Genomic DNA, 25,672 nt, shown 5'->3' with positions numbered 1-25,672 from the left:
CGCATGTCGTTACTCGGCGGGGACGCGCACGTCTTCGATTCCCAGCGGATGCTTCAGTTTGTTCAGCATCTCCCTCGGGCAGACCTGCAGGAAATGTGCCTGCTCGGCATCCCAGTGCTGCAGGATGTCCCGCGCCTTGACACTCATCGTTTCGGCGGCGTGACGGCCGATCAGGTTCAGCAGTTCTTCTTCCCAGTGATCCACGGTCACCGGGCAGGTCACCAGCGTCTCCATGTTCATGAAGTCCTGCGCCTTGCCGTCGGGATCGTAGATGTAAGCCATGCCCCCGGTCATACCGGCGCCAAAGTTGGCGCCGATGGTGCCAAGAATTACCGCGACGCCACCGGTCATATACTCGCACCCGTTCGAACCGCAGCCTTCGACCACCACTTGGGCGCCGGAGTTGCGCACCGCGAAGCGTTCACCCGCCCGCCCCGCGGCGAACAGATAGCCGGCGGTCGCGCCGTACAGCACGGTGTTGCCGATGATCGTGTTCTCCGACGCCTTCAGCGGGCTCGACATGGTCGGCCGAACCACGATGGTGCCACCCGACAGACCCTTGCCGACATAGTCGTTGGCGTCGCCCGCGACCTCCAGCTTGAGGCCCGGAGCGGCAAAGGCGCCCAGCGACTGCCCGGCAGAGCCCGACAGTTTCACCGTCAGGTGGTCTGGCTGCAGGTTGTTGTTCATCCCGAACCGCTTGACGATATGACTCGATACCCGCGTTCCAATGGTTCGGTCGGTATTCCGCGCAGCGTAGGAAAGCTGCATCTTCTCGCCTTCCTCAAGGAACCTTGCGGCATCCTCGACGATCTCGGCATCGATGGTGTCCGGCACAGGGTTACGCGGCTTCAGCCGGTCATAGCGGATGTCCTTCGCACCATCGACCGTGATCAGCAGCGGGTTCAGGTCCAGATCGTCCAGATGCGCCGCGCCGCGGCTGACCTGAGACAACAGATCCGCCCGCCCGATCACTTCGTCGAGCGACCGCGCTCCGATATCCGCCAGGATCTCGCGCACTTCCTGCGCATAGAAGGTTATCAGATTGACCACCTTGTCGGCATTGCCGGTGAACTTCTCGCGCAGTTTCGGATCTTGCGTACACACGCCAACCGGGCAGGTGTTCGACTGACACTGGCGCACCATGATGCAGCCCATCGCGATCAGCGCCGCGGTGCCGATGCCGTATTCCTCGGCCCCCAGCATTGCCGCCATTACGATATCGCGCCCGGTGCGTAGCCCGCCGTCGGTCCGAAGCGTCACACGGCTCCGCAGGTTGTTCATCGACAGAACCTGATGCGCCTCGGTCAGGCCCATTTCCCACGGCAGCCCGGCATACTTGATCGAGGTCGCCGGCGACGCCCCGGTCCCACCGTTATGGCCGGAGATCAGGATCACGTCCGCCTTCGCCTTCGCAACGCCGGCGGCAATCGTGCCGACGCCGGAGGAAGACACCAGTTTCACGGTCACCTTGGCACGCGGGTTGATCTGCTTGAGGTCGTAGATCAGCTGCGCAAGGTCCTCGATGGAATAGATGTCGTGGTGCGGCGGCGGAGAGATCAACGTCACGCCCGGCGTCGAATGCCGCAGCCGCGCTATCAGCTCGGTCACCTTCATGCCGGGCAATTGTCCGCCCTCTCCGGGCTTGGCGCCCTGGGCCACCTTGATCTCCAGTTCCTCGCACTGGTTCAGATACTCGGCGGTCACGCCGAACCGGCCGGAAGCGACCTGCTTGATCTTCGCTGACGGGTTGTCGCCGTTCGGCTCGGGCACGAAATGCGCCGGATCTTCGCCGCCTTCGCCTGAGTCGGACTTCGCACCGATGCGGTTCATCGCCACGTTCAGTGTCTTATGCGCCTCGGGCGACAGCGCGCCCAGCGACATGCCCGGCGTCACGAACCGCTTGCGGATCGAGGTGATAGACTCCACCTCTTCCAGTGGGATCGACTTACCGAGCGGCTTGATATCCAGCAGGTCGCGCAGATGGATCGGCGGGTTCGCCCGCATCTTCGCCGAATACTGCTTCCACAGCTCATAGGACGCCCGGTTGCACGCCGCCTGCAGCATGTGCATCGACTGCGCCTCCCATGCATGGGTCTCGCCGGCCTTCCGCGCCTTGTAGAAACCGCCGATCGGCAGCACGTCGCGCCCGCCAAGCCAGCCGGCCTGGTGCACTTCCAGCAGCTTCTGCTGGATGCCCGACACACCGATGCCCGAAATCCGCGAATGCATTCCGGGGAAGAACTCCGCCACCATCGCGCGGCTCAACCCCACGGCTTCGAAGTTCAGCCCGCCGCGATAGGACGAAACCACCGAAATTCCCATCTTCGACATGATTTTCAGCAGGCCCGCATCGACGGCGGCGCGGTAATTCGCCATTGCTTCGTTCAGCGTACAGTCCAACAGCCCGCGCTCGATCCGGTCGGCAATTGAATCCTCGGCGAGGTAAGCGTTCACCACCGTCGCCCCGCAGCCGATCAGCACGGCAAAGTAATGCGGATCCACGCATTCCGCCGACCGCACGTTCAGCGAGCAGAAGGTCCGCAGCCCCTTGCGCGTTAGCCACGAATGCACCGCCGACGTCGCCAGGATCATCGGCATTGCCACCTTGTCCGGCCCCTGGTGCTGATCCGTCAGCACGATATGGCCGGCACCGGAGCGCACTGCATCCTCGGCCTCTTCCCGAATCCGCGTCAGCTCAGCCCGCAGCGCGCCGATTCCGCCATCCTTCGGGAAGGTACAGTCGATCTCGACCGCGGGCGCGTTGAAGTTCTTCTCGAGAATCTCGAACTGCGCGTTCGCGACAAATGGCGAATCCAGCACGAGGATCTCGGTCTGGCTCGAGTCCTCGTCCAGCACGTTTTTCAGGTTCCCGAACCGCGTCTTCAGGCTCATCACCCGATATTCGCGAAGGCTGTCGATCGGCGGGTTTGTCACCTGGCTGAAGTTCTGCCGGAAGAAATGCGACAGGGGCCGGTACTTCATCGACAGCACCGCCGATGGCGTGTCGTCGCCCATCGACGCGACCAGCTCTTTCCCGTCCTCCACCATCGGGGACAGGATCGACTCCAGCTCCTCGAGCGAATAGCCCGCCGCGATCTGCCGACGGCGCAGTTCGCTGCCGGAAAACAGCGCCTTCTCCGGAGAACCGGCCAGTTCTTCGTCCAGCTCGTGGATCTTGCCGACCCAGTCGCCGAAGGGCTGGCTGTTGGCCATTTTGTCCTTGATCTCGGCATCATGGTACAGTGTGCCAGTCGCCATATCGACGGCCAGCAGCTGCCCGGGGCCCAGCGCGCCCTTCTCGACGCAGGTCGACTCGTCGGTCGGCACCATCCCGGCCTCGGACCCGGCGATAACCATCCCGTCGCCCGTCACGACATAACGCATCGGGCGCAGACCGTTCCGGTCCATGCCCGCGCAAACCCAGCGCCCGTCGGTCATGGCCAGCGCCGCCGGCCCGTCCCACGGTTCCATCACCGAGTTGCAGTAGGAATACATGTCGCGCCAGGATTCCGGCAGTTCGACCGCCTGCTTCGACCAGCTCTCCGGCACCAGCATGGTCTTCGCCATCGGCGCGTTGCGCCCTGCCCGCACCAGCACCTCGAACACCGCGTCCAGCGCCGCCGAGTCCGACGAGCCATGCGCGATGATCGGCTTGATGTCCTCTGCCAGATCCCCGAACGCACCGGATGCCATCCGGATCTCGTGCGACTTCATCCAGTTGACGTTGCCCTTCAGCGTGTTGATCTCACCGTTATGGGCCAGCATGCGGAACGGCTGCGCCAGCCACCACTGCGGGAAGGTGTTGGTGGAATAACGCTGGTGATAGATCGCGAACGCGCTCTCGAACCGGTCGTCCTTCAGGTCCGGATAGAACTCCGCCACCTGCTCGGCCAGCATCATCCCCTTGTAGATGATCGACCGGCAGGAAAGGCTCGCCAGGTAGAGCTGGCCGACACCGGCCGCCGCGGCCGCCTTCTCGATCCGCCGCCGGATCACGTAAAGCTCGCGCTCGAAGGTCTCCTCGTCCACGCCCTTCGAGTTAGAGATCAGGATCTGCTCGATCTCCGGCCGTGTCGCGTTCGCCTTCTCGCCCAGCACATCCACGTTCACCGGCACATGACGCCAGCCGTAGATGTAATAGCCCATCCGCAGGACCTCGGATTCCACGATGGTCCGGCAGGTCTCCTGCGCGCCGAAATCCGTGCGCGGCAGGAACACCTGCCCCACCGCGATCAGCTGATCCTCGTGCGGCTTGTGGCCGGTGCGTTCGATCTGCTCGAAGAAGAACGGAGCCGGGATCTGCACATGAATGCCCGCGCCGTCCCCGGTCTTGCCGTCGGCATCCACCGCACCCCGGTGCCAGATCGCCTTCAGCGCGGCGATCCCGTTCTCCACCACCTTGCGGCTCGGCTTGCCGTCGACCGACACGACAAGACCCACCCCGCAGGAGGCATGCTCGTCATCCGGCCGGTACAGACCCTTTTCTGCCATGTAGGCACGCTTCGCTTCCTCGCGGGCAACCCATTCGGCGTCATACTTGGTCATCGCAAACCTCCGTGTTCACGTGCGGATGATCCCGCTCGTAGGCGTCTCGGGTGACGCGCCGGTGCTCGCCCGCAAGTCGGACGCAGGCAAAGGCGCGGTCGGCATAAACTTCTCGCTCCAACGGGACAGCGCGGAGCTCTTCAAAGAGCCCCGGCACGAATTCGTAAGGGCCGTCATCGTCACGCAGCCAAAGATGCGTGCCGCAGTTGGGGCAGAACGCCCGCTCGGAAAAGGACGTCGCGCGATAGGTCTTCACATCGCCGGTTACGGTCACCCCCGGGGCGGGTGCCTCGAAGCCCCATTGCGCGGCACCGGTCCAGCCACGGCACAGGTCGCAATGGCAGGCGCTGATCTCCGCCACTTGGTCCGCCACTGCGATCCTGACCGCCCCGCACAGGCATTTTCCGCGCATCTCACTCACCGTCCAGCACCGCGAATTTCTCGACGCATTGCTGCCGGGTCAGCACCTGCCGGCCCTCACCGGCAAAGGCATAGCTGTGGGGCTTGTGGTCGATATAGATTTCGTTGGTGATCTCGAACCCGTTCGGATCGTCGAACAACCCCATCGGTATCTCGACACCGCCCAAATAGGGCCCGTCCATCGTCACCTGGAAAAACAGGTTCGACCCGCATTCCCCGCACCAGCCGCGCTTTGCCCAGCCCGAAGTCTGCTTTTCCTGGATATGCTCCGCGCCCTGCCAGCTCAGGTCCTCGGCCTTCACAGTCACCCCGATCAGGGCAGAGCCGGTCCAGCGCCGGCACATCTCACAATGACAGATCCCGGCCGTCGCCGGCACCGCCGCCGCGACGAAGCGCACGGCACCGCACAGGCAGCCGCCCTCGCGCCCGCTCATCGCGCCGTCCCTTTCGCGCATCCGACACGCCGGATTGTCATTGGGTCGTTCCCTTGTCAGATCGAAACGCTGCCCGCCTCCGGGCAGTCGCCGATGTCACTCCGCCGCCACCTGAGCCGGCGCATTGATATAGTCGAGAATTGCGTCCGCCGCCTCGCGCCCGTCCCTGATCGCCCAGACCACCAGAGACGCGCCGCGCACGATGTCACCCGCCGCATAGACGCCATCCAGGCTTGTCGCATGGGTACGGAAATCGGCCATCACCGTGCCCCAGCGGGTCACTTCCAGCCCTTCGACGCCCCACAGCTTCGGCAGGTCCTCGGGCTCGAAGCCCAGCGCCATCACCACAAGATCCGCGTCTTCGATGTAATCCGCGCCCTCGATCAGCTCCGGGCTTTGTCGTCCCGACGCGTCTGGTGCCCCAAGGCGCATCTTCTGCACCATCACGCCCTCGACGGTCTCGCCGGTGAATCCCTTCGGCGCGGTCAGCCAGACGAACTCGACACCTTCTTCCTCGGCATTCGCCACTTCACGCTGCGAGCCGGGCATGTTGTCCCTGTCCCTGCGATAGAGACACTTCACGCTCTCTGCACCCTGCCGGATCGCCGTCCGCACGCAGTCCATCGCGGTATCGCCGCCGCCGATTACGACGACCTTCTTGCCCGCCGCGTTCAGCTCGCCGCTCTCAAACTCCTCGACCTCGTCGCCAAAGCTCACCTTGTTAGAGCAGGTCAGGTAATCGATTGCCCGCACGATCCCCTGCGCGCCGACGCCAGGCGCCTGCAGCCCGCGCGACTTGTAGACGCCGGTCGCGATCAGAACCGCGTCATGCTTGCCGCGGATCGCCTCGAACGACAGGTCTTCGCCGACATTGCAGTTCAGCACGAATTCGACACCACCCTCGCGCAGCTGCTCCACGCGCTGCATGACGATGTCCTTCTCCAGCTTAAAGCCGGGGATCCCGTAAGTCAGCAGCCCGCCACCGCGGTCGTAGCGGTCATACACCGTCACCTGCAGCCCCGCGCGGCGCAGCCGGTCCGCCGCGGCCAGCCCGCCGGGTCCGGCGCCGATGATCCCAACGCTCTCGGCCCGGTCTTCCGCTGCCTTGATCCGCTTCACCCAGCCCATCTCGAACGCCGTGTCGGTAATGTACTTCTCGATCGACCCAATGGTCACCGTGCCGTGCCCGGACTGCTCAATCACGCAGTTTCCCTCGCACAGCCGGTCCTGCGGACAGATCCGCCCGCAGATCTCCGGAAACGTATTGGTCGCCTGGCTGATCTCGTAGGCTTCCTGCAGCCGCCCCTCGGCAGTCAGCTTCAGCCAGTCCGGGATGTTGTTGTGCAGCGGGCAATGCGACTGGCAATAGGGCACACCGCATTGGGAGCAGCGCCCGGCCTGGATCGCCGCCTTCTCATGCGCGTATTCCGCATAGATCTCGTCGAAATCCTGCCGGCGCAGGTCCGGCGGCCGCTTTTCGGGCATGTCCCGTTCCACGGATACGAATTTCAACATCATCTGCTTAGCCATACGGGCCAACCTCCAAAAGCCGTGTCCGCACGCTATACGGAAAGTCGAAACTAAAATAAAGTCAGAAATGCTGACCATAATTTCCTGTCCGAATGGTCAAAATTCCCGCCGCACCCCAAACCGCCCCAATTTTAGGTCATATATATTTACCTATCTATCATCTTTCCTTTGACTCGCACGCGGTTAGTGTGAGCGAGCCGAATCACCGGAACCCACTGTATGCCGCTACTCCACCTTCTTCTGGTTGCCATCATCCAGGGTCTTACCGAGTTTTTGCCGATCTCCTCATCCGGTCACCTGATTCTCCTGCCGAATCTCACCGGGCTGGAAGATCAGGGTCAGGTCATCGACGTCGCCGTCCATGTCGGCACCCTCGGCGCGGTCATCCTATACTTCTGGCAGGACGTGAAACTGGCGCTGTCCGGCATCCCGAACCTGCTGCGCGGCCGCATCCACGGCGCGGGCGCCGGGCTGATGTTCTGCCTGATCATCGCCACCATCCCCGTGGTCGTCGTCGGCCTGATCCTCAATCTCACCGGCCTCGACGACATGATGCGCTCCACCGCTGTCATCGGCTGGACGATGCTAATCTTCGGTATCGTGCTCTGGTGGTCCGACCGCGGCGATGGCAAGGGCATGCCCGCGGAATTCTGGTCGATCAAGAACGCCTTCATCATGGGTCTCTGGCAGGCGGTGGCGCTGATCCCGGGCACCTCGCGATCGGGCATCACCATCACCGGCGGACGTTTCCTCGGCTACAGCCGCGAGGGCGCTGCCAAGCTTGCGATGCTGATGTCTATCCCGACCATCCTTGCCTCCGGCCTCCTGCTGGGCGCCGAAGTCGCCGCCAATGCCGATGCACAGGCCGCCCGCGACGCCGCCATCGCAGCAGTCTTCGCCTTCCTCGCGGCACTTTTCGCCCTGTGGTTCATGATGAAGCTGCTGAAGACGGTAAGCTTCACGCCTTATGTGATCTACCGGGTCATCCTAGGCATATTCCTGCTCTGGTACGCGTACAGCTAGGCCCTGAACACGGTTTCCACGGCTGCATCTTCCATGGTGAGCCAGAAGCTGACAACGCGCTATCCACATGCGCGGCAGCGCGCCTAACGGCTCACGCCCGCTGGTTCCGCGCCGATTCCTTGATCGCCGCATACTGCCCCGATGGCCGGTAGGCCCACAGGTATTCCGGCAGTTCCGCTTCCATCGCCGTCGGCTGAATGCCCAGCGCCGCGAAGCCCTTGGCGCCCTCCGACACGACGTTGTCGGCGCGCAACTGCCGCACCTGGTCGCGCGTGACCGGCGGATTGATCAGGCCGACGGTCAGGATGGATGCAAGCTCACCTAGCCAGGCCACCAGACCGCCCAGCCAGAACGGCATGTTGAAGATCAGGCGCTTGCGCCGGATGATCTCCAGCATGTCTTCCATCAGTTCGCGGAATGTCGCCACGTGCGGCCCGCCCAGCTCGTACACGCCGGGCTCCGCCTGTCCCAGCGCGCCCATGACTGCGGCCCTCGCCACATCGTCAACATAGACCGGCTGAAACCGCGTTTCGCCGCCGACAACGGGCAGCACCCAGCCGAAACGGGCCATCGCCCCGAAGCGGTTGAAGAACTCGTCCTCGGGGCCGAATACGACCGAAGGCCGCAGGATGACAGCGCCGGGGAAATGCGACAGAACCGCCGCTTCGCCTTCGGCCTTGCTCCGGGCATAGCCGCTTTCGCTCTCGGCATCGGCGCCCAGCGCCGAGATATGCACCAGCCGCGAAACGCCCTGCTCCGCCGCGATCCGGGCGATCCGCTCGGCACCCTCATGCTGCACGGCATCGAAATTGTTCTTGCCCTTCGCGTCGAAGGTGCCGACGCAGTTCACCACCGCGTCAGATCCGTGCATCGCCGCGCACACGCTGGCATCGTCCCGGATATTGCAGAAGATCGGCTCGACCTGCCCGACCACGCCATAGGGCCGCACGAAACCGGCCAGCTCCGGCCGCCGCACGGCCACCCGCACGCGCCAGCCCTCTTTCGCCATCCGCCGAGCGATATACCGCCCGATAAAGCCCGATCCGCCGTAGATGGTAACGAGTTTCGACATGGCCAGCCTCCGCCTTTCGCTGGCCAATTCCTTAGCTGCCGCGCGCGCGCAGAACAACCCGCCAATAAGTCGCGCCGGTACTGGCCAGCCACCCACTTACCCACTCCTGAGTCGACATGAATCGGCGGATTTCCGCTCAGATTGTGGCGCTGAAATGGCAGATACGCGCCGTCGCGCATCGGGACATTACGTCGCAGGCCAACTCTACTGAAAGGAGAGAACCATGCGTAGTATCTCGAGAATCCTTGTAGTCAGTGCAACTGTTCTGGGCGCCGCAGGTGTGCTCAATGCGCAAACCCTCGATGTCGACGTGAATACCGATGACGGCGTCAACGCCAATGTGGGCGCCGCCGACACTGCCGAAGCAAATGTCAGCATCGGCGGCGGCAGCGGGACCGAGGCGGACGCTTCCGTCGGCGACAGCGTCGCCGAGGCCGATGTGGATGTCGGCGGCGGGGACGGCGCCGAAGCAGATGTCGATATCGGCAACGACGTCGCCGGGGCCGACGCGGACATAGGCGGCGGCGACGGAACCAATGCCGACATCGACCTGCTCGGCGGTACAGCCACAGCCGACATTAACGGCAGTGCCGGCTCCGGTGTCGGTACCGATGTCGAGATCGGTGGATCTGAAGGCGGCGGCACGGCCGTTGCGGGCACCGATCCAGCCGCCGGAACAGGCACCTCCGGCGCCTCGGCCGCGACCGGCACCGCTGAATTCGTCGCCACCTCGCCCGCCGGCACCGGCAACGGTTCCGCCTCAGGTCCCGGTCAACCGATCAACCCCGCGATTCTGGTCGGCCTGCCGGTCCTGTCCAGCGACATGAAACATATCGGTGTGGTCGAAGGCGTCCGCACGACGGACACCAACCGCACTGTGCTCGAAGTGTCGCTGTTCCCGGCGCTCGGACTGCCGGTGGATCACGCTCTGATCAGCCTCACCGAGCGCGCCTTCCAGGAGACGCAAATCGTGCTCGGAGAAACCCGCGACACCTTCGTCGACAACATCGCCAGCCTGCTCTGACGCAGGGCCCCGCGATCCCCGCCCGCCCCGGATCATGCCCCGGGGCGGGCGCCTGGAACGCCCGTAACATGCGCCCCTCCACGCCTCCCGATTTCCCGCAGATCGCCCGTTGACACCCCCCGGCACGGTGTATAAATGCGGCTCTCACGACACCGGCCCAGGTGGCGGAATTGGTAGACGCGCTAGCTTCAGGTGCTAGTGTCCGTATGGACGTGGAGGTTCGAGTCCTCTCCTGGGCACCATATATCCAAAGCAACGTCATGTTATATGGATCTTATGGACCGCAGTGCGAAACCAATCCACTTTCCCGCCGACCTTCGCGACGCCAGACAACCGTTTGGCGAAGTAAGTTCATGAATCCGCCTACGAGATACGGGTGGACCGGAACGGTTCCCGCTGCTCATGTAGCGGTCCAGTTGTGTAATGGCTTCACGTCGGCATCGAATTTGCCCTGAGCGCCGCCACCGCAGTTCATCAAGAGGAACGCGGATCGCGGCGTACCAAATATCCTCAACACCGGTTCGCCGCACTGTCGGCGCTGGGGGCCCGAGCACTCGTACGTGGTTCCGTTTGGCCAGTTCACCGAACCGATCAATCGCAGCAGCAAGAGTTCTCAGCTCCGAGACGCTGACGGTGCGTTTTCCTGACTCGCCAACATGTGCCCGAGTCGAAATCAATTCGGAAGGTGAAGGACGGCAAACCCGAAGACGACCCATATGGGTTTCTGACTTTTCCGCCAAACACCAACTTCGCAACCGACCCATTCGGTAACCTGAGGATACCAGTGGAATGGGGGACTGCGCCGAACACTCCATGGAGCGGGGGAGGCGCTGCGAGGGCCACTCGCGGATGAACATATGGAAGCGGTTGCATAAGCCCAGCCCAAGGGTGCAAAAGCAGTTAACAAATCACATACACTGAATCAAAGCTCGCCGCTGAACAGCCCACTATCGCCTTTCCAAATCTGAATGGGACAAGGGCCTGCCGGCCTTTGCACCTGCACATTCCACCCCGGCAAGGAGATTGCCTAGGCAGGATACATACTAGGAATCCCCCGGAGCAGAATGATTGATTGAGACCCAGACTACGGGAAGACCGCGAGCTGCCAGAGCAACCGCGGTATTTGCCGCTTTTTCCTTTCGCTATGACGTCAATCTTGTCCCTGCGCTGATTGAGAACCTGACACCAATTGTTGATGGCTGGGTATCCTGGGACGACCGGGACGCAGAGAATGCCTATTCCAGCGAACCGGCGAGACGAAGCGCCCTCATCGCCGCAGCCCGAAAGGCTGGGGCGGATTGGTTGCTGGCAGTCGATCCAGACGAGCGCTTCGAGAACCGTTTGGCAGACGAGATTCGGGCGCTGACATCGACGGCCGAGCCCGTTGGCTGGGTGTTTGACGCGCGGGAATTGTATGCCCCGGACGCCTATCGAGTTGATGGGATCTGGGGTCGAAAAAAGCAGATGCGGCTTTTTCCTTTGCTCGACGGAGTCGCAGCCAGCGGAGAGGCTCTGCACGGACGATGGGTTGATCCGCAGGCAAGGCTGCAGATGAGGCAAACCGGGCTGAACCTTTACCACTTGAGAATGATACTGCCAGAACGTCGTCGTCTTCGCAGGGACCTATATGCCCGACTCGATCCTGATCGCCGATACCAAGCAATTGGCTATGATTACCTGACCGATGAAACCGACCTGCAACTCGAGACCATTCCCCCAGGAAGGGAATTCAGTCCAGCCCATGTTGAGGATTGTGGTCTCTGGGCTGCTGCCCCGTGTAAGAATAAAGGTGTTCCCGCCGACGATCCTATGGTCGCGCAACTCGGCATTCTGCAACACCATCGCAGGACGGGCAATCTTCAACAGGCCGGCGAAGTTGCGGAAAGGCTCGCGTCCCGGAATCCACAGGTCCTTGCGCTGCAAGCCGTGCGCAATGCAGTTGCCCTCGAAGCGGGTGCCGCTCGCGAGGCGGTAGAGATTGCGGATGCACTACTTCGGAACCGGCCAGAGTTCACTGCAGGCTTCTGGCTAAAGGCAAATGCGCTTTTGGCATCCGGTCGACCGGTGGAGGCCCGCGAATGGCTAAGCCGGCTTCTGACTGTCGATCCGGGCATGATCCCGGCTGACCGCCTGCTCCACCAACTGTCGGACGGCGCCGATCGCTTCTCATTGGACACCGCAAACTGGCGGCGATGGGTTTCGGGTGACGCCGAAATCCACGAAGGGAAGTTGGTGACGGCCGCCGAGATGGCTGTCGTGGTCATCGGTCTAAGAGCCCCGCAGGGCCTTGCATCGGCCGTGAAATCAATTCGGGCTCAGGACACGGCCGCCGAGATAGTTGTCGTCAACTCGGGCGGCGGCGACCCTATTGCTGTGCTGGCTGAACACCTCGACCACATACGTCTGATCAATGTGCAAGAACGACTGTATGTCGGGGCCGCGCGTAACATCGGCATCGATGCGTCGGAGGGGGCGTATGTCGCATTTCTTGCTTCGGACTGTCGGGCGCGCCAGGGCTGGATATCCGGGCGGCTGCAACGGCATCATGCCGGAGCGGACGCAGTCTCTTCGGCCGTGGTTCCGCAACCGGGAGATACAGTAGTCAGCCTGGTGTCACACCTCTCTCTTTATGCCTGGAGGTTGCCCGATACCCCGCCGGACAAGGTGGGCCATTTCGGCGTGTCCTACGCCAGACGCCTGTTTCGGAGGTTCGGCTATTTCGCCCCTGGCCTTCGCATCGCGGAAGATGCCGAATTCAATCGGCGCATCAGGCCCAGGAGTTGCATCGCATGGGCTCGGGATGTCCAGACCATTCACCCGGCGCATACACATTGGCAAGCGTTCACTCGCGACATGTTTGTCCGGGGCCGCCGAGCTGGACAGCATTCGCCATTGGCAACTGTTGCGAATCGACCTCGATTCCTGCGCGGGCTGTGGGAAGCTTACACACAACGTACGGCGCGGCAGCTACCGGCTATGCAGTATGCAGACCTTCCGCCAGGCGTCGGACTTACCCGACTGCGAATTGGAGTGAAATTCGGCGCGGCCATCTATGTCCTCGGCGCGCTGAAATCAATCAGCCGGGTCCGGAAGTCTTGGAAGATCCGCGACCGCGTTGAGGCGGCAAAGAGGACCTCGCCAAAAGAGGCCCGCCTCGCCGTTGAACTGCATCCGCAGAACATGAAGGCAAATCTGCTGCTCGGCCAGGTTCTGGCCCGAAAGGGCCGGACCGGTAAGGCGATAACAGCACTTGAACGGGCCAATCGGCTTTCACCAATCGACAACGCACCAGTCGCCACGCTGTTTCGCGTCTTCAGCAAAGACAAAGCCAAAGGCGCGAAACTGCTGCGGTTATGCGAGGATATCGCGTTGTCGACTCCGCATATCTCTCAACGTTGGCTGTTGGCAGCGCGCGCTGCGTACCGCGTCGGCAAATTCGATCGCGCGGAACTCTACGCGCTGCAGGCGCTAGTCAGCAATCCGTCGAACCGGTCCGCATACGGGGTCCTTGCCGACGCACAGGAAGCATCGGGCCGGCTCCAAGAAGCAAAACAATGTCGCGCCTTCGCGGAGCTGCTGAAGCCGTGAGGCTAAGCCCGATCTGCTGAAGGTCCCGTTTCTTGGCGGGTTATGGTGCTTCGTACGCTGCGAAGTTGGCCGCGCTCGGGATGATTCACCGAGGCGCCCGATATCCCTTTTGGTTTCTGGCTGACCGGCGAGTGGTTTTCCACGGTACACCCAGATATGGATCTATGGTCCTCTCCTGGGCACCGTGCACTCCGAGTATCGCGAATAGAGTCTAACCGGCGGAGACTGTCCGGACGTCTCCCGCCGCGAGACTGGCGCGTCGGGCGTCCAATTTGGCGAAGCTCCACCGGACGCCTGCGCACGTTCTGCACGCGTCCCGGTAAGACAAAGCGCGAACGAACCAATCGAACTGTCGACGTTACCCCTGCGGCTCGCCACCCTCCCTACGGCAGCGTCGCATCGAACTCGATCACGGCCCGCCCATCCTGCCGGGTGGGAGACACCGCGATCTTCGCGTTCACCAGCCCTTCGCCGGAAAACTCCACCGCGTCGAAAATACTCTCGTCCGGGTCCGTCTCGATAACATAGCCAGCGTCCCTCAGCGCCGCGGCCCAACCTTCCAGCAGCGCAATCGGATCTTCCTCCGTCGCGATGGAGAACATCCTGACTGCACTGCCAACCTCCCGGCTCGATATCACTTCGGTATCTGCTGGCAACGTGATGAGCTCCGGCACCCAAGCCTGCGGCAGGTCCTGCGCATGGCCGGGAACGGCCATGCAAACGGCCAGCACGATGGACAGGGCGAAGGTCCGACCGGAACGGCAGAGCGACATTATTCTGCCAACCTGCTCCATTGCATCGTGCGCCGCGCCTGGGCGAAAGACAGTCAGTGCAGCTATCATATTATCGGCGAAGGGCCAGCGCTGGATAATCCTCGGCGGGATGCACCTGTTCGAGCAGGAAAAGCGCCGCTTCCAGCGCATCGCTTTCGGGCGAGCTGGCGGGTAACTCGGCGCCCATCATCAGGTTCATGAGCCGGGACTGCTTCACACTGAATTTCGGATGAGATTCGATGTTCATGGCCACGTAGGCAGCCTTGTCCTCGAATTCCTGGATTGCACGCTGGTCGGGGGATTTCATCGGCACCTCCTGCATGAGACAACCGCCATGAAGACACTTCAGCACCGTCTACTCTTTAAGAGCATATGTGCTGGATCCGCCGAAACCCAAGGCGCCATCGCACGGGCGGCGGCATCGCGCCAATCGGTGGCAGCTTTTGGCCGTCGACGGCCGGGCCCTGTGTACGGTTACGGACATTACCGACTTGGAAAATCACGCCTGTACAAATGGTTATATATATCGAATCGGTTTCTGCCGATAGAAGCTGCACGGGGAGAAAATTAACCAGTTCACAAAGGCAGGACTCATGCATTCGATTGATGTGTCGAGCGTTCCGCTCGGCGATTTGGCGATGTTCGCGGCGACGGCATTCGCATTCTGGCTGTCGCTTTAGCGCACCCGAAATTCTCTCTCCGCTCCAGGTGACAAGTGGGCCCCGCAGGTATGACTGCGGGGCCATTTCGTTTCAGCCCCCCGCCATAGGCCGCGCCCGGGCCGATGCAATGCGGGCGAGATGGAAGAGCGAACCTCTGCCAATCGCCGGGCCTTGTGCAGATCTTCTCCCGGAACTCTTCATCCACTCTCCAAGCGCGGCGAAAAGATCGATGCCACAATCGGCCATTCTGGCGAACTGTGTTTTCAGCCGTGGGCACCGCGGGCTTGGGGCACGGCAACGATACTGAAAGGAAGCATGTCATGATCGGGTTCAAGAAACCCTTAAGCCTGGCCGCGCTGGTCCTGCCGCTCGCTGTTGCGGCTGCAAGCCCTGCTCTGGCAACCAAGTGCAGGTTCGAAGGCGATAAGTTATTCAAAGGCACCCGAAAGTACGAGGATACCGGCCTTTGGGAAGACTACCTGAAACGCGGCGGTAGCGCGGAGACGTCCACAAGAAAGTTCTTTCTCATAAATGGAGAAGACAAGAACATAAACGAAATCAGGATGGCCGTTTACAAGGGCGGCAACACGTCTGACAGCAACCTTGTTGCCAAGAAAACCCGTAGTGAAAACATCACGAAAACGGAGGTGCGTGATTTTCAGGGTCTTTTCGTTGATCATGTCAAAAACCGGCCCAATACCATTGCGATCTTCAACGTACCTTGGGAGGACGGCTTTGAAGTTCACTTCCAGGTGAAATGGAGTGGCGACACGCACTGGAAGTCATTCAACGAAAAAGAAGAGGGCGAATACGTTCCCTTCGTCTTTCCGGTAGTCGACGGCGAGGTGATCAACGGCATCTGGGCCAAGCGCAATAGCTGGGGTCTGGGCCTGGTGCCCCTTCATGACTGCCATTAAAGCCATGTCCGGACCCGTTGCTGTCGCTGCCTTTTGACGGCAACGGATCCGGTTCAGTCAGTCCGGGCGGTGGGATCGGTGCCCATCGCCCGGCATGTTGCTGGCGCGAACCACAGCGGCTGCGTAACTTTCGCTCACATCCGGAACAGGCGGCCCGTCCTACTCCGCCGCCGAGTAGGCCAGGAACCCGCCGGACTGCCGCTGCCACAGCCGGGCATAAAGCCCGCCCTTCCGCAGCAGCGCGTCATGCGACCCGTCCTCGACGACCCGGCCCGCGTTCAGCACCACGATCCGGTCCATCTCGGCGATGGTAGATAGCCGGTGCGCAATCGCGATCACCGTCTTCCCTTCCATCGCCGTATGAAGCGACCGCTGGATCGCCGCCTCGACCTCGCTGTCCAGGGCCGAGGTTGCTTCGTCCAGCACCACGATCGGCGCGTCCTTCAGGATCATCCGAGCAATCGCGATCCGCTGACGCTGGCCGCCGGACAGCCGCACGCCGCGCTCACCGACATGGGCGTTGTAGCCCTCGCGCCCCTCCCGGTCCTTCAGGTCCTGGATGAACCCGTGTGCCTCCGCCCGCTTCGCGGCAGCGACCATCGCGGCATCGCCCGCATCCGGACGGCCGTAAAGGATGTTCGCCCGGATCGACCGGTGCATCAGCGAGCTGTCCTGCGTCACCACGCCGATATCCTTGCGCAGGCTTTCCTGCGTCACGGCGGACACGTCCTGCCCGTCGATCAGGATCCGCCCCGCCTCGGCATCGCGGAACCGCAGCAGCAACGAGATCAACGTCGACTTGCCGGCGCCAGACGGCCCGACCAGCCCCACCTTCTCGCCCGCCCGGATCCGCAGCGACACGTGATCCAGCCCGCCGGACTCCTTGCCGAAGTGATGGCTCACATCGTCGAACAGGATCTCACCCGGCCCCCGCATGAGCGCAGGCGCGGCAGGTGCGTCGACCACGGAATGCGGTACGGATATGCTGCGCAGTCCTTCGCGGATCACCCCGAAATGCTCGAACAGCCGGATCGTGACCCACATGATCCATCCGCTCATCCCGTTCAGCCGCAGGGTCAGCGCCAGCGCCGCCGTCACCTCGCCGATAGTGATGATGCCCTGCGACCAAAGCCAGATCGCCAGCCCGCCGACGCCCACCATCAGGAAGCCGTTCAGCAGGTTCAGCATCAGGTGCATCTCGGTCGCCAGCCGCAGGAACCGCTGCAGCCGCAGCCGCAGCCGCTTGAACGCGGACAGCGCATAACGCTCCTCTGCCTTCGCCCCGGCGAACAGCTTCACCGCCTCGATATTGGCATAGGCGTCGACGACCCGGCCGGTCACGGCAGACCGCCCGTCCGACCACTTCTCGGATGCCACGGTGATCCGCACCACAAGGAACTTGGTGTAGAGGATGTACAGCACCAGCCACACTGCCAGCACCGCCGCCAGCCACGGGTTGATCTGAGCCACGATCAGCCCGGCGCCGATGATGTAGACCAGCGAGAACCAGATCGCCTCCAGGAACATATAGGCGGAATCCTCCGTCGCCGGGCCCATCTGCATGACCCGGTTCGACAGCCGTCCGGCAAAGTCGTTCTGGAAGAAGTTCATCGACTGGCCAAGCATGTGCTTATGCGCCCGCCACTGCGACTGAACATGCAGGGTGCCCACCAGAGTCTGCTCCAGCAGCAGGTGGTTGACCAGGATCATCGCCGGCCGCAGCAACAGGATCGCCACCGCCGCCACCAGCATCTCCATCCCATGCACCTGCCAGAAATCACTGATCCCGGCACTGGCCATCAGGTCAATGACCCGGCCGGAATAGAACACCAGCAGGCTTTCGGCCACGGCAACGATCAGGCTGGTCAGCGCCATGATCGGCAGCCACGGTCCCAGCGTGCGGATCTGCGACCACATGTAGGGCACAAGACGGTCGGGGGGTGTGCCCTCGTCAAAGGGCTTGAACGGGTCCAGTAGGTCTTCGAAGAATCGGAACATGACGATGCATCCGTTGGGTAGAAGCAGGATTTTCGGAAAATTGAGACGTGGGATGTCAGAGAAGGGCGGGGCACGCGCCCACCCGTTTAGGACCGGCGCTTAACGCTGAAATGGGGTCCTAAAGTTACGCATCCTACGATCTCTCCGTCGTCATGTGTGCGGTCCGTGTAGCCGATTGGATCCGATCCGTCACCCCAAAAAAGCCCGCTCGGCGGGATTACGTCCTCCGGCCTCAATCCGATCAATGGATTAAGCCGCGCTTTGGCGGTAAGCCACGGGGATCAGACCTGACCGGACCTTACCATGACCGATTACCGCGTGGGTGTTTCCCACGACTGCTACCGCCTCGACGGCACGCCCATCATTCCGCAATCGCTCTACGACCGCCTCGAGACCGCCGGTTGTATCCCCGTCCCGCTGCCGAAACGCACCGAATACCGGCCCGGCGATCTCGACCGCCTCTCCGCCCTCATTGTCCGTCAGACCCGTGTTTCCTCCGAGGTGATGGAGGCAACGCCGACGCTCCGCCATGTCGCCCGTTTCGGCGCCGGGTTCGACCGGGTGGACATCGCCTGCGCCGACCGCCTGCGCATCACCGTCTCGACCACGCCGAATGCCGTCACACTGCCCGTCGCGATGGGCAACATCGCCCTGACCCTCGCCCTCGCCACACAGATCCGTCCGCTCGACCGGCTGATCCGTGCGGGCCGCTGGTCCCAGCGCTCTGCGATTCAGGGCATCGCCCCCTACGGCCGCACTCTCGGCATTGTCGGCCTCGGGCGCATCGGCAAGGAAACCGCCCGTCTCGCCCTGGGTCTCGGCATGGATGTCATCGCCTGTACCGGCTCAGGCCGCGGCGGGATGGAAGGTGTGACGATGCTTCCCTTCGACGCGGTTGTCGCAAAGTCCGATTTCCTCTGTCTCGCCTGCCCACTGATGCCTGAAACCGCCCGCATGATGGGCCCTTCACAGTTCGCCGCGATGAAGCCCGGCGCCTACTTCATCAGCACATCGCGCGGTGGCCTCGTGGATGAACCCGCCCTGCTGGAGGCTCTGACAGGTGGCAATCTCGCCGGCGCCGCCCTCGACGTCTTCGCCGAGGAACCGGCCGGCGCCGAAAACCCGCTCATGCAACTGGAAAACGTGATTCTCACGCCCCACGCCATCTGCAACACCGACGACATGTACAATTCCTGCTGGAACGGCGCTGTCGATGCCGTCCTTGCGGTGCGCGAGGGACGGCAGCCTGAAAGCGTGGTCACCGCATTCGATGGGCCACCTAGACAGTGAAACCCGGATTTAGTGACGATTCCGCAAGTCCCGTCCGGAAATCGCGGGCCTCAGTTCACCCCTTCGGCCCGATCGTCGTCGTCACCGATCCCAGCCCCTGAATCGAGACCGTGCAGACGTCGCCGACTTCCAGCTTCCCGACCCCCGCCGGGGTCCCCGTCATGATCAGGTCCCCGGGACGGATCTCCATCGAAGCTGACAGGAAGGCGACGATCCCCGGCACCTTCCAGATCATCTCCGCCAGGTCCGAATCCTGCTTCACCTCGCCATTCACCTCGCAGCGGATGAACCCTGTCTCCGGGTGCCCGACCTCGGCCACCGGATGCAGCGCGCCAATCGGGGCAGACCGGTCGAACCCTTTCGCCCAGTCCCAGGGCCGCCGCATTTCCTTGGCCTTTGCCTGCAGGTCGCGCCGGGTCAAATCGTTCCCCGCCGCATAGCCCCACACATGATCCGGCGCCTCGGCCTCCGGTACGTCGCGCCCGGCTTTGCCGATTGCCACCACCAGTTCCGCCTCGAAATGCAGGTTCCCGGTTTCCGGCGGGTAGGCGATGGCCGCCCCATCCGCCACCACCGCATCCGCCGGCTTGGTAAAGAAGAACGGCGGTTCCTTGTCAGGGTCGTTCCCCATTTCCCGCGCATGCTCGGCATAGTTCCGGCCGACACAGAAAATCCGGCGCACAGGAAAACGGGCCTCGCTGCCGGCAACGGCGACCGAAGGGACGGGGGCGGGTTCGAAAACGAAAGACAAGGCGGACCTCCAGGACGATGTTCGCCCGGACAGTGAAAGAAACCGCCACCGAATGCCAGCCCCGCCCGTCAGCGGCGGGATATTCCGGCATGCGAAACAACCCGCCGGCAAACGGTATACGGTCGCGCGATCGTTAAGGAAGTTTTGAATTCAATTGACCGGTATCGGTATACCGTATAGCAAAGTCCTGCCATGAACTTTGGGAGGGGTCGTGCGCGAATCCGGAAAGAAACAGCTCACCGAGCATGCCCTTAGGGAATTGCGTGCGCGGATTCTGTCGGGCGATATCGGCCCCGACGAGCATATTTCCGAGGCCGCCGCCGCCGACCTGACCGGCACGTCCCGAACCCCCGCCCGAGAAGCCCTCGCGCAGCTCGTCGAAGAGGGCCTCCTGTCCCGCACCTCGTCCGGACGGTGTACCGTCCGCCAGTTCACGCGCGAGGATATCACCGACGCCATCGAACTGCGCGGCGTGCTCGAAGGCACGGTCCTGCGCCTCGCTGCCGAACGCGGGCCGGAACCGGACGTACTGAAACAATGCGAGGACATCCTCGACCGGATCGACATCGCGCTTGGCGCCGATATCGAACGGCTAGATTTCGAAGGCTACGCTCAGCTCAACGAGGATTTCCACGAACGGCTCGCCCACGTCTCCGGCTCCGAGACGATGAAGCGCGAGCTGATGCGGGTCCTGCGCCTGCCCTTCGCCTCGCCCAACGCCTTTCCGATCCGCAAGTTCAACAAGCCCGCCGTCCGCATCTCGCTCTACCGTGCGCAGGAACAGCACCGCGGCATGTTGCAGGCGATCCGCAACGGCCAGGGCACCCGCGCCGAGGCGCTGGGCCGCGAACATGCCCGCCTCGCGGGGGCCAACTACGATGCCGTTATGTACGAAGACCGGAGATCGATCGAAACGGTCCCCGGATACGCAATGATCGTCGCCGGAGAAGCCATTCCGGTGGCCTGATTAGTCTCTAACAGGGAGGTATCTATGAGACTGAAGTCCCTTATCACCACACTTGCGGCAACCGCCGTCTCGGCCCTCGTGGCCGGGTCGGTCTCGGCGCAGGAATACGTGTTCAAGCTGCACCACATGCTCGGCGCTCAGGCTCCGGCACAAACCAACATGCTCGAGCCCTGGGCCGCGAAGGTCGAGGAAAACTCCGGCGGCAAGGTCAAGATCGAGATCTACCCCTCGATGACCCTCGGCGGCACCCCGCCCGAACTCGTCCAGCAGGCCCGCGACGGCGTGGTCGATATCATCTGGACGGTGAATGGCTACACGCCCGGCCAGTTCCCCCGCACCGAGGTGTTCGAACTGCCCGGCGTCTACCTGAACGACATCGAGGCGACCAACCTCGCCATGTACGACATGTTCGATGAGTTCCTCGCCGACGACTACAAGGGCCTGCACCCGCTTTGGCTGCATGTTCACGCCGGTCAGGCGATCATGACGGTCGACAAGGAAGTCCGCTCGCCCGCCGATGTCGACGGCATGAAGATCCGCATCCCGACCCGCACCGGCGCCTGGGTGATCGAGGCGCTGGGCGCCTCGCCGATCGCCATGCCGGTTCCCGAAGTGCCTGCGGCCCTGTCCAAGAAGGTCGTCGACGCAACCCTGCTGCCGTGGGAGATCATTCCGCCGCTGAAGCTGCAGAACCAGATCCAGTACTTCATCGAGGGTGCCGATCAGACCCGTTTCGGCACCACCACTTTCCAGGTCTCGATGAACCAGGCGAAATGGGACAGCCTGCCCGACGACATCAAGGCCGCGTTCAACGACGCCTCCGGCCGCGACTGGTGGGGCGAGGTTGCCAAGGTCTGGCGCGGCGGCGACGACTTCGGCATCAAGATGGCCGAGGATGCGGGCCGCACACACATCATGCTGAACGAAGACGAGACCCAGGCCTTCATCGACACCCTGACCCCAGTCCAGGAGCGCTGGATCGAGGAAGTCACAGGCAAGGGCATGGACGGCTCCGGTCTGGTCAACACCGCCAAAGAGCTGATCGAAAAGAACAGCATGTGATATGAGCGATACGCTTCAATCCGGGACGAGGCTTCACAGCCTCGTCCTTCGCATCTGCACCACCTGGGCAATCCTGGGTGGTCTGGTGCTACTGGCCGTCGTGCTGATCAACGTCGCCTCGGTGATCAACCAGATCATCAACAACAAGGCGCTCGACGGCGATTTCGAACTCACGGAAATGGGCGTGGCCATCGCCGCCTTCGCCTTCCTGCCCTATTGCCAGATCGCAGGGCTGAATGTCACCGCCGACATTTTCACCGCCCGCGCCTCGAAATTCTGGCTGTCGCTCTTCGCGCTGCTGGGCGCCACAGTGGCGCTGGCCTTCGGCGCGATCCTGCTGTGGCGGATGTATTACGGCATGGTCGACCAGCGCACCTACGACTCCACCACCGCCATTCTTCAGATCCCGCTCTGGTGGGGTTACGCCGGCTGTCTCCTGTCGCTGGCACTCCTCGTCGTCGCCGCCTTCGCCTCGCTCGTCGAAGCCGGCCACGGCATGATGAAAAGGTAAGCCAGCACGATGGATCCGATCACTCTGGGTATCCTCGGCCTCGTCATCCTGGTCGCGCTCATCGCGATCCGGATTCCCATCGCCTATTCCATGATCCTTGTCGGCGGCGTCGGCACGATCCTGCATTCCGGGTCGCTGCCGGTCTTTGCGCAGCTCAAGACGCTCGCCTACGGAACATTCTCTAACTATGGCCTTTCGGTCGTGCCGATGTTTGTCCTTATGGGCGCGTTGGCCGCCCGTGCCGGGCTGTCGCAGGCCCTGTTCCGCGGCGCGAACGCCTGGCTCGGCTGGCTCCGCGGCGGCACCGCAATGGCCGCCATCGCCGGCTGCGCCGGCTTCGGCGCGGTCTGCGGCTCGTCGCTCGCCACCGCCTCGACCATGGGCAAGGTCGCCCTTCCGGAACTGAAGCGCTACAACTACTCCGGCGCGCTCGCCACAGGCTCGCTCGCCGCGGGCGGCGTCCTCGGCATCCTGATCCCGCCTTCGGTCGTGCTGATCATCTATGCCATCATCGTCGAGGCGAACATCGTCACCATGTTTGCAGCCGCAATGATCCCCGGCATCCTCGCCGTGATCCTGTTCATCCTGACAATCGCCGTCTACGTCGCCATCAAGCCAGAGGCCGGCCCGCGCCACGAAGGCGTCGACTTCAAGGAATGGCGCGATGCGACGCTGGGCATGGTTCCTGTTGCGGTCATCTTCGGCCTTGTCCTCGGTGGCATCTACGGCGGCTTCTTCAACCCCACCCCGGCAGCAGCGGTCGGTGCGGCGCTGGTCTGGGTCTACGGCCTGCTTCGCCGCAAGATCGGCTGGCACGAGCTGATCGACTCGCTCAAGGAAACCGCCGGCACCACCGGCATGATCTATCTGATCGTCTTCGGCGCCGAACTGATGAAGATCTTCATGTCCCGCATCGGCCTGCCGCAGGCGATGGCGGAATGGATCGCCAATTCCGGCATGGCGCCGATGGCCGTCGTCGCGATCCTGCTGCTGGCGCTGATCTTCCTCGGCTGCCTTATGGATTCCCTGTCGATGATCCTTCTGGTCATCCCGTTCTTCTGGCCGGTTCTGGTGGAAATCAACGGCGGCCTCTATGCCCCCGCCGACGGCTCCGGCTTCGGCATGTCGACCGAGGACCTGAAGATCTGGTTCGGGATCCTTGCACTCATCGTCGTGGAACTCGGCCTGATCACGCCCCCCGTGGGCATGAACGTCTTCGTCATCTCGGCGATGGCGAAAGAAACCCCAATGTCAGAGACGTTCAAGGGCGTTCTCCCCTTCTTCGGGGCAGAGATGGTGCGCGTCACCATCCTGTTCCTGTTCCCTGCCATCACGCTGTGGCTGCCAAAGATCATGGAAGGCTGGTAATGGCCAAGGGTGAAACCAGAACGCTGACCGCGGGCGGGGCGATCTTTCCCCGCCTCAAGGCGCTGGGCGTCGACTATGTCTTCGCCAATTCCGGAACTGACTTCCCGCCAATCATCGAGGGCCTCGCCGAGGCCGCCGCCAAGGGAGAGGACCTGCCGCAGGCCATCGTCATCCCGCACGAGCACGCGGCGATGGGCATGGCACACGGCTATTACCTGATCTCCGGCAAGGCGCAGGCGGTGATGCTGCACACCAATGTCGGCCTCGCCAACGGTGCCATCGGCGCAATCAACGCCGCCTGCGAGCACATCCCGATGATCCTGATGTCAGGCAAGACCCCGGTCACCGAATCCGAACGCTTCGGCGCCCGCACCGTGCCGATCGGCTGGGGGCAAGAGATGCGCGACCAGGGCGCGCTGGTCCGCGAATCCTGCAAGTGGGAAAACGAGCTGCGCTTCCCGGAACAGGTCGCCCCGTTTCTCGACCGTGCCCTTGCCGTCGCCAATTCCACCCCCAAGGGGCCGGTCTACCTCTCGCTCCCCCGCGAAATCCTCTGCGAAACCATCGATGCCTCCGACATCGGCGCCGGTCCCTCCATGCGCCCCGCCGAACCCGGCGCCGGTATACATGCGATAAAGGACGCCGCCCGCTGGCTCGCCGGCGCGAAGGCGCCGCTGATCATCGCCCAGCGCGGCGCTGGCGATGCCGACAGTTTCCGGCGCTTCTCGCAGATTGTCGACAAATGGGCGATCCCGGTCTGCTCCTGGTGGGCGACACATCTCGCCATTCCCACCGACCATCCCTGCCATATCGGCGGCAACCCGATGCCCTGGCTGGAACGGGCCGACGTCGTCGTCGTCCTAGACTGCCTCGCCCCCTGGTGGCCCGATCAGCACCGCCTGAACCCGGATGCAAAGGTCATCAACATCGGCCCCGACCCGATCTTCCACCGCTACCCGACCCGGACCTTCCGCTCGGACCTCAGTATCGCAGGCGAGAACGCAGTGACGATCCCCGCCCTCGCCGACGCCCTCGCCGCCTGCGACCGCGACGAAGACACAATCGCCGCCCGCCGGGCGAAGATCGCGGCAGCGTCCGAAAAGACCCGCCAGAACGCCCGCGAAACCGCCGCCGACACCGCGCAGGGCATCACAAAGGCCCATGTCAGCGCCTGCCTCAGTGACGCTCTCGAAGGCCGGAAATCCTCGGTTTTCTCCGAGTTAGGGACGTTTCTCGGCCCGCTCGACCGCCGAGACCATATCAGCTGGTTCGTCGAGCCGCATTCCGGCGGCCTCGGCTGGTCCTTCCCCGCCGCAATGGGCGCCAAGCTCGCCGACCCGTCGCGCACCATCGTTGCGACCATGGGCGACGGCAGCTACATGTTCGCCAACCCCACCGCCTGCCACCAGATCGCAGAGGCGCACGGGATCGGCATAGTCGTCATCATCCTCAACAACGAGGAATGGGGCGCCGTCCGCGGGTCCGTCACCGGGCTCTACCCCGACGGCTTCGCTGCCAAGGCTAACCGCATGCCGCTGACCGCCCTCAAACCCACGCCCGATTTCGTCAGGACGGCAGAGGCCAGCCGCGCCTGGGCAAAGCGGATCACTGACCCCGCAGACGTGGCCCAGGCGATCCGCGAGGCGCTCGAGATTGCCGACACCGGCCGCCTCGCCCTCCTCGACATCGCAACATTGCCGGGGTAACCCCCCGGTGTATACATTTCCAGGGAGA

At 63.1% G+C, this 25,672-nt stretch carries 19 protein-coding genes and 1 tRNA gene; 11 read left to right on the top strand and 9 right to left on the bottom strand.

Annotated elements, in window-relative coordinates; all coding sequences use genetic code 11:
• Positions 1-9: 9 nt before the first annotated feature.
• The 4 genes from gltB to HCO70_RS16195 all read right to left on the bottom strand — a co-directional run bounded on the left by gltB (position 10) and on the right by HCO70_RS16195 (position 6,932).
• Complete coding sequence (gene gltB, locus HCO70_RS16210) at positions 10-4,548, bottom strand: glutamate synthase large subunit (protein WP_172298040.1); 4,539 nt, start codon at positions 4,546-4,548, stop codon at positions 10-12.
• Entirely contained in the window at positions 4,535-4,909 is a 375-nt protein-coding gene (locus HCO70_RS16205; protein ID WP_371742244.1) for a GFA family protein, read from the bottom strand. The genes gltB and HCO70_RS16205 overlap by 14 nt, the downstream gene beginning before the upstream one ends.
• Positions 4,910-4,961: 52 nt before the next feature.
• Complete coding sequence (locus HCO70_RS16200; protein WP_253913329.1) at positions 4,962-5,423, bottom strand: GFA family protein; 462 nt, start codon at positions 5,421-5,423, stop codon at positions 4,962-4,964.
• Between the two features lie 75 nt (positions 5,424-5,498).
• Positions 5,499-6,932 carry an NAD(P)-dependent oxidoreductase gene (locus HCO70_RS16195; protein WP_172298036.1) on the bottom strand — a complete coding sequence of 478 codons (1,434 nt, stop codon included), beginning with the start codon at positions 6,930-6,932 and terminating at the stop codon, positions 5,499-5,501.
• A gap of 219 nt (positions 6,933-7,151) precedes the next feature.
• On the opposite strand from HCO70_RS16195, the gene HCO70_RS16190 reads away from it, so the two are divergent.
• Positions 7,152-7,955 carry an undecaprenyl-diphosphate phosphatase gene (locus HCO70_RS16190; protein ID WP_172298034.1) on the top strand — a complete coding sequence of 268 codons (804 nt, stop codon included), beginning with the start codon at positions 7,152-7,154 and terminating at the stop codon, positions 7,953-7,955.
• 91 nt (positions 7,956-8,046) lie between these two features.
• Here HCO70_RS16190 and HCO70_RS16185 read toward each other — a convergent pair whose 3' ends face one another.
• Positions 8,047-9,027 (bottom strand): complex I NDUFA9 subunit family protein, encoded by a 981-nt coding sequence (locus HCO70_RS16185; RefSeq protein WP_172298032.1) that lies wholly within the window; start codon positions 9,025-9,027, stop codon positions 8,047-8,049.
• 223 nt (positions 9,028-9,250) lie between these two features.
• On the opposite strand from HCO70_RS16185, the gene HCO70_RS16180 reads away from it, so the two are divergent.
• From HCO70_RS16180 to HCO70_RS16170, 3 genes are all read left to right on the top strand, one after another.
• Complete coding sequence (locus tag HCO70_RS16180; protein WP_172298030.1) at positions 9,251-10,051, top strand: hypothetical protein; 801 nt, start codon at positions 9,251-9,253, stop codon at positions 10,049-10,051.
• A gap of 155 nt (positions 10,052-10,206) precedes the next feature.
• A tRNA-Leu gene (locus tag HCO70_RS16175) sits at positions 10,207-10,293 on the top strand.
• Positions 10,294-11,119: 826 nt separating this feature from the next.
• Entirely contained in the window at positions 11,120-13,639 is a 2,520-nt protein-coding gene (locus HCO70_RS16170; protein WP_172298028.1) for a tetratricopeptide repeat protein, read from the top strand.
• A gap of 383 nt (positions 13,640-14,022) precedes the next feature.
• Here HCO70_RS16170 and HCO70_RS16165 read toward each other — a convergent pair whose 3' ends face one another.
• Together HCO70_RS16165 and HCO70_RS16160 are read right to left on the bottom strand one after the other, a co-directional pair.
• A complete protein-coding gene (locus HCO70_RS16165) occupies positions 14,023-14,412 on the bottom strand; it encodes a hypothetical protein (protein WP_172298026.1) in 390 nt (129 codons plus the stop codon).
• 70 nt (positions 14,413-14,482) lie between these two features.
• Positions 14,483-14,719, bottom strand: a complete 237-nt coding sequence (locus tag HCO70_RS16160) for a hypothetical protein (RefSeq protein ID WP_172298024.1) — start codon at positions 14,717-14,719, stop codon at positions 14,483-14,485.
• A gap of 675 nt (positions 14,720-15,394) precedes the next feature.
• Between HCO70_RS16160 and HCO70_RS16155 the strand changes: the two genes are divergently transcribed.
• The gene (locus tag HCO70_RS16155; protein ID WP_172298022.1) at positions 15,395-15,991 is read left to right on the top strand and encodes a hypothetical protein; all 597 of its coding nucleotides are present in this window, start codon (positions 15,395-15,397) and stop codon (positions 15,989-15,991) included.
• Positions 15,992-16,150: 159 nt separating this feature from the next.
• Here the strand turns inward: HCO70_RS16155 and HCO70_RS16150 are convergent, their stop codons facing one another.
• Entirely contained in the window at positions 16,151-17,989 is a 1,839-nt protein-coding gene (locus HCO70_RS16150; protein ID WP_172298020.1) for an ABC transporter ATP-binding protein, read from the bottom strand.
• Between the two features lie 303 nt (positions 17,990-18,292).
• On the opposite strand from HCO70_RS16150, the gene HCO70_RS16145 reads away from it, so the two are divergent.
• Positions 18,293-19,279 (top strand): 2-hydroxyacid dehydrogenase, encoded by a 987-nt coding sequence (locus tag HCO70_RS16145; protein WP_172298018.1) that lies wholly within the window; start codon positions 18,293-18,295, stop codon positions 19,277-19,279.
• A 55-nt stretch (positions 19,280-19,334) separates the two neighbouring features.
• On the opposite strand, the gene HCO70_RS16140 is transcribed toward HCO70_RS16145, so the two are convergent.
• Positions 19,335-20,030 (bottom strand): fumarylacetoacetate hydrolase family protein, encoded by a 696-nt coding sequence (locus tag HCO70_RS16140; RefSeq protein WP_172298016.1) that lies wholly within the window; start codon positions 20,028-20,030, stop codon positions 19,335-19,337.
• A 211-nt stretch (positions 20,031-20,241) separates the two neighbouring features.
• Between HCO70_RS16140 and HCO70_RS16135 the strand changes: the two genes are divergently transcribed.
• Genes HCO70_RS16135 through HCO70_RS16115 form a run of 5 tightly spaced genes read left to right on the top strand, consistent with a single transcriptional unit; the run spans position 20,242 to position 25,644 of the window.
• Positions 20,242-20,997, top strand: coding sequence for an FCD domain-containing protein (locus HCO70_RS16135; protein WP_172298014.1), 756 nt, complete (start codon positions 20,242-20,244; stop codon positions 20,995-20,997).
• Between the two features lie 24 nt (positions 20,998-21,021).
• Positions 21,022-22,059: a TRAP transporter substrate-binding protein gene (locus HCO70_RS16130; protein WP_172298012.1), complete on the top strand. Its 1,038-nt coding sequence runs from the start codon at positions 21,022-21,024 to the stop codon at positions 22,057-22,059.
• Position 22,060: 1 nt separating this feature from the next.
• Positions 22,061-22,570 (top strand): TRAP transporter small permease, encoded by a 510-nt coding sequence (locus HCO70_RS16125; protein WP_172298010.1) that lies wholly within the window; start codon positions 22,061-22,063, stop codon positions 22,568-22,570.
• Positions 22,571-22,579: 9 nt separating this feature from the next.
• Positions 22,580-23,938: a TRAP transporter large permease gene (locus HCO70_RS16120; protein WP_172298008.1), complete on the top strand. Its 1,359-nt coding sequence runs from the start codon at positions 22,580-22,582 to the stop codon at positions 23,936-23,938.
• A complete protein-coding gene (locus tag HCO70_RS16115) occupies positions 23,938-25,644 on the top strand; it encodes a thiamine pyrophosphate-requiring protein (RefSeq protein WP_172298006.1) in 1,707 nt (568 codons plus the stop codon). The genes HCO70_RS16120 and HCO70_RS16115 overlap by 1 nt, the downstream gene beginning before the upstream one ends.
• Positions 25,645-25,672: the final 28 nt, after the last annotated feature.

It is taken from the genome of Pseudoruegeria sp. HB172150, from assembly GCF_013184805.1.
Classification (GTDB): Bacteria; Pseudomonadota; Alphaproteobacteria; order Rhodobacterales; family Rhodobacteraceae; genus Psychromarinibacter.
Note: the sequence above shows the minus strand (reverse complement) of the source record. Positions and strands in the feature narration are given on the sequence as shown.

Bases quoted from the DNA above. Each gene is read 5' to 3' on its own strand.
- gltB (WP_172298040.1), bottom strand. From the start codon at position 4,548: ATGACCAAGTATGACGCCGAATGGGTTGCCCGCGAGGAAGCGAAGCGT.
- HCO70_RS16200 (WP_253913329.1), bottom strand. From the start codon at position 5,423: ATGCGCGAAAGGGACGGCGCGATGAGCGGGCGCGAGGGCGGCTGCCTG.
- HCO70_RS16195 (WP_172298036.1), bottom strand. From the start codon at position 6,932: ATGGCTAAGCAGATGATGTTGAAATTCGTATCCGTGGAACGGGACATG.
- HCO70_RS16190 (WP_172298034.1), top strand. From the start codon at position 7,152: ATGCCGCTACTCCACCTTCTTCTGGTTGCCATCATCCAGGGTCTTACC.
- HCO70_RS16185 (WP_172298032.1), bottom strand. From the start codon at position 9,027: ATGTCGAAACTCGTTACCATCTACGGCGGATCGGGCTTTATCGGGCGG.
- HCO70_RS16180 (WP_172298030.1), top strand. From the start codon at position 9,251: ATGCGTAGTATCTCGAGAATCCTTGTAGTCAGTGCAACTGTTCTGGGC.
- HCO70_RS16165 (WP_172298026.1), bottom strand. From the start codon at position 14,412: ATGTCGCTCTGCCGTTCCGGTCGGACCTTCGCCCTGTCCATCGTGCTG.
- HCO70_RS16160 (WP_172298024.1), bottom strand. From the start codon at position 14,719: ATGAAATCCCCCGACCAGCGTGCAATCCAGGAATTCGAGGACAAGGCT.
- HCO70_RS16155 (WP_172298022.1), top strand. From the start codon at position 15,395: ATGATCGGGTTCAAGAAACCCTTAAGCCTGGCCGCGCTGGTCCTGCCG.
- HCO70_RS16150 (WP_172298020.1), bottom strand. From the start codon at position 17,989: ATGTTCCGATTCTTCGAAGACCTACTGGACCCGTTCAAGCCCTTTGAC.
- HCO70_RS16145 (WP_172298018.1), top strand. From the start codon at position 18,293: ATGACCGATTACCGCGTGGGTGTTTCCCACGACTGCTACCGCCTCGAC.
- HCO70_RS16130 (WP_172298012.1), top strand. From the start codon at position 21,022: ATGAGACTGAAGTCCCTTATCACCACACTTGCGGCAACCGCCGTCTCG.
- HCO70_RS16125 (WP_172298010.1), top strand. From the start codon at position 22,061: ATGAGCGATACGCTTCAATCCGGGACGAGGCTTCACAGCCTCGTCCTT.
- HCO70_RS16120 (WP_172298008.1), top strand. From the start codon at position 22,580: ATGGATCCGATCACTCTGGGTATCCTCGGCCTCGTCATCCTGGTCGCG.
- HCO70_RS16115 (WP_172298006.1), top strand. From the start codon at position 23,938: ATGGCCAAGGGTGAAACCAGAACGCTGACCGCGGGCGGGGCGATCTTT.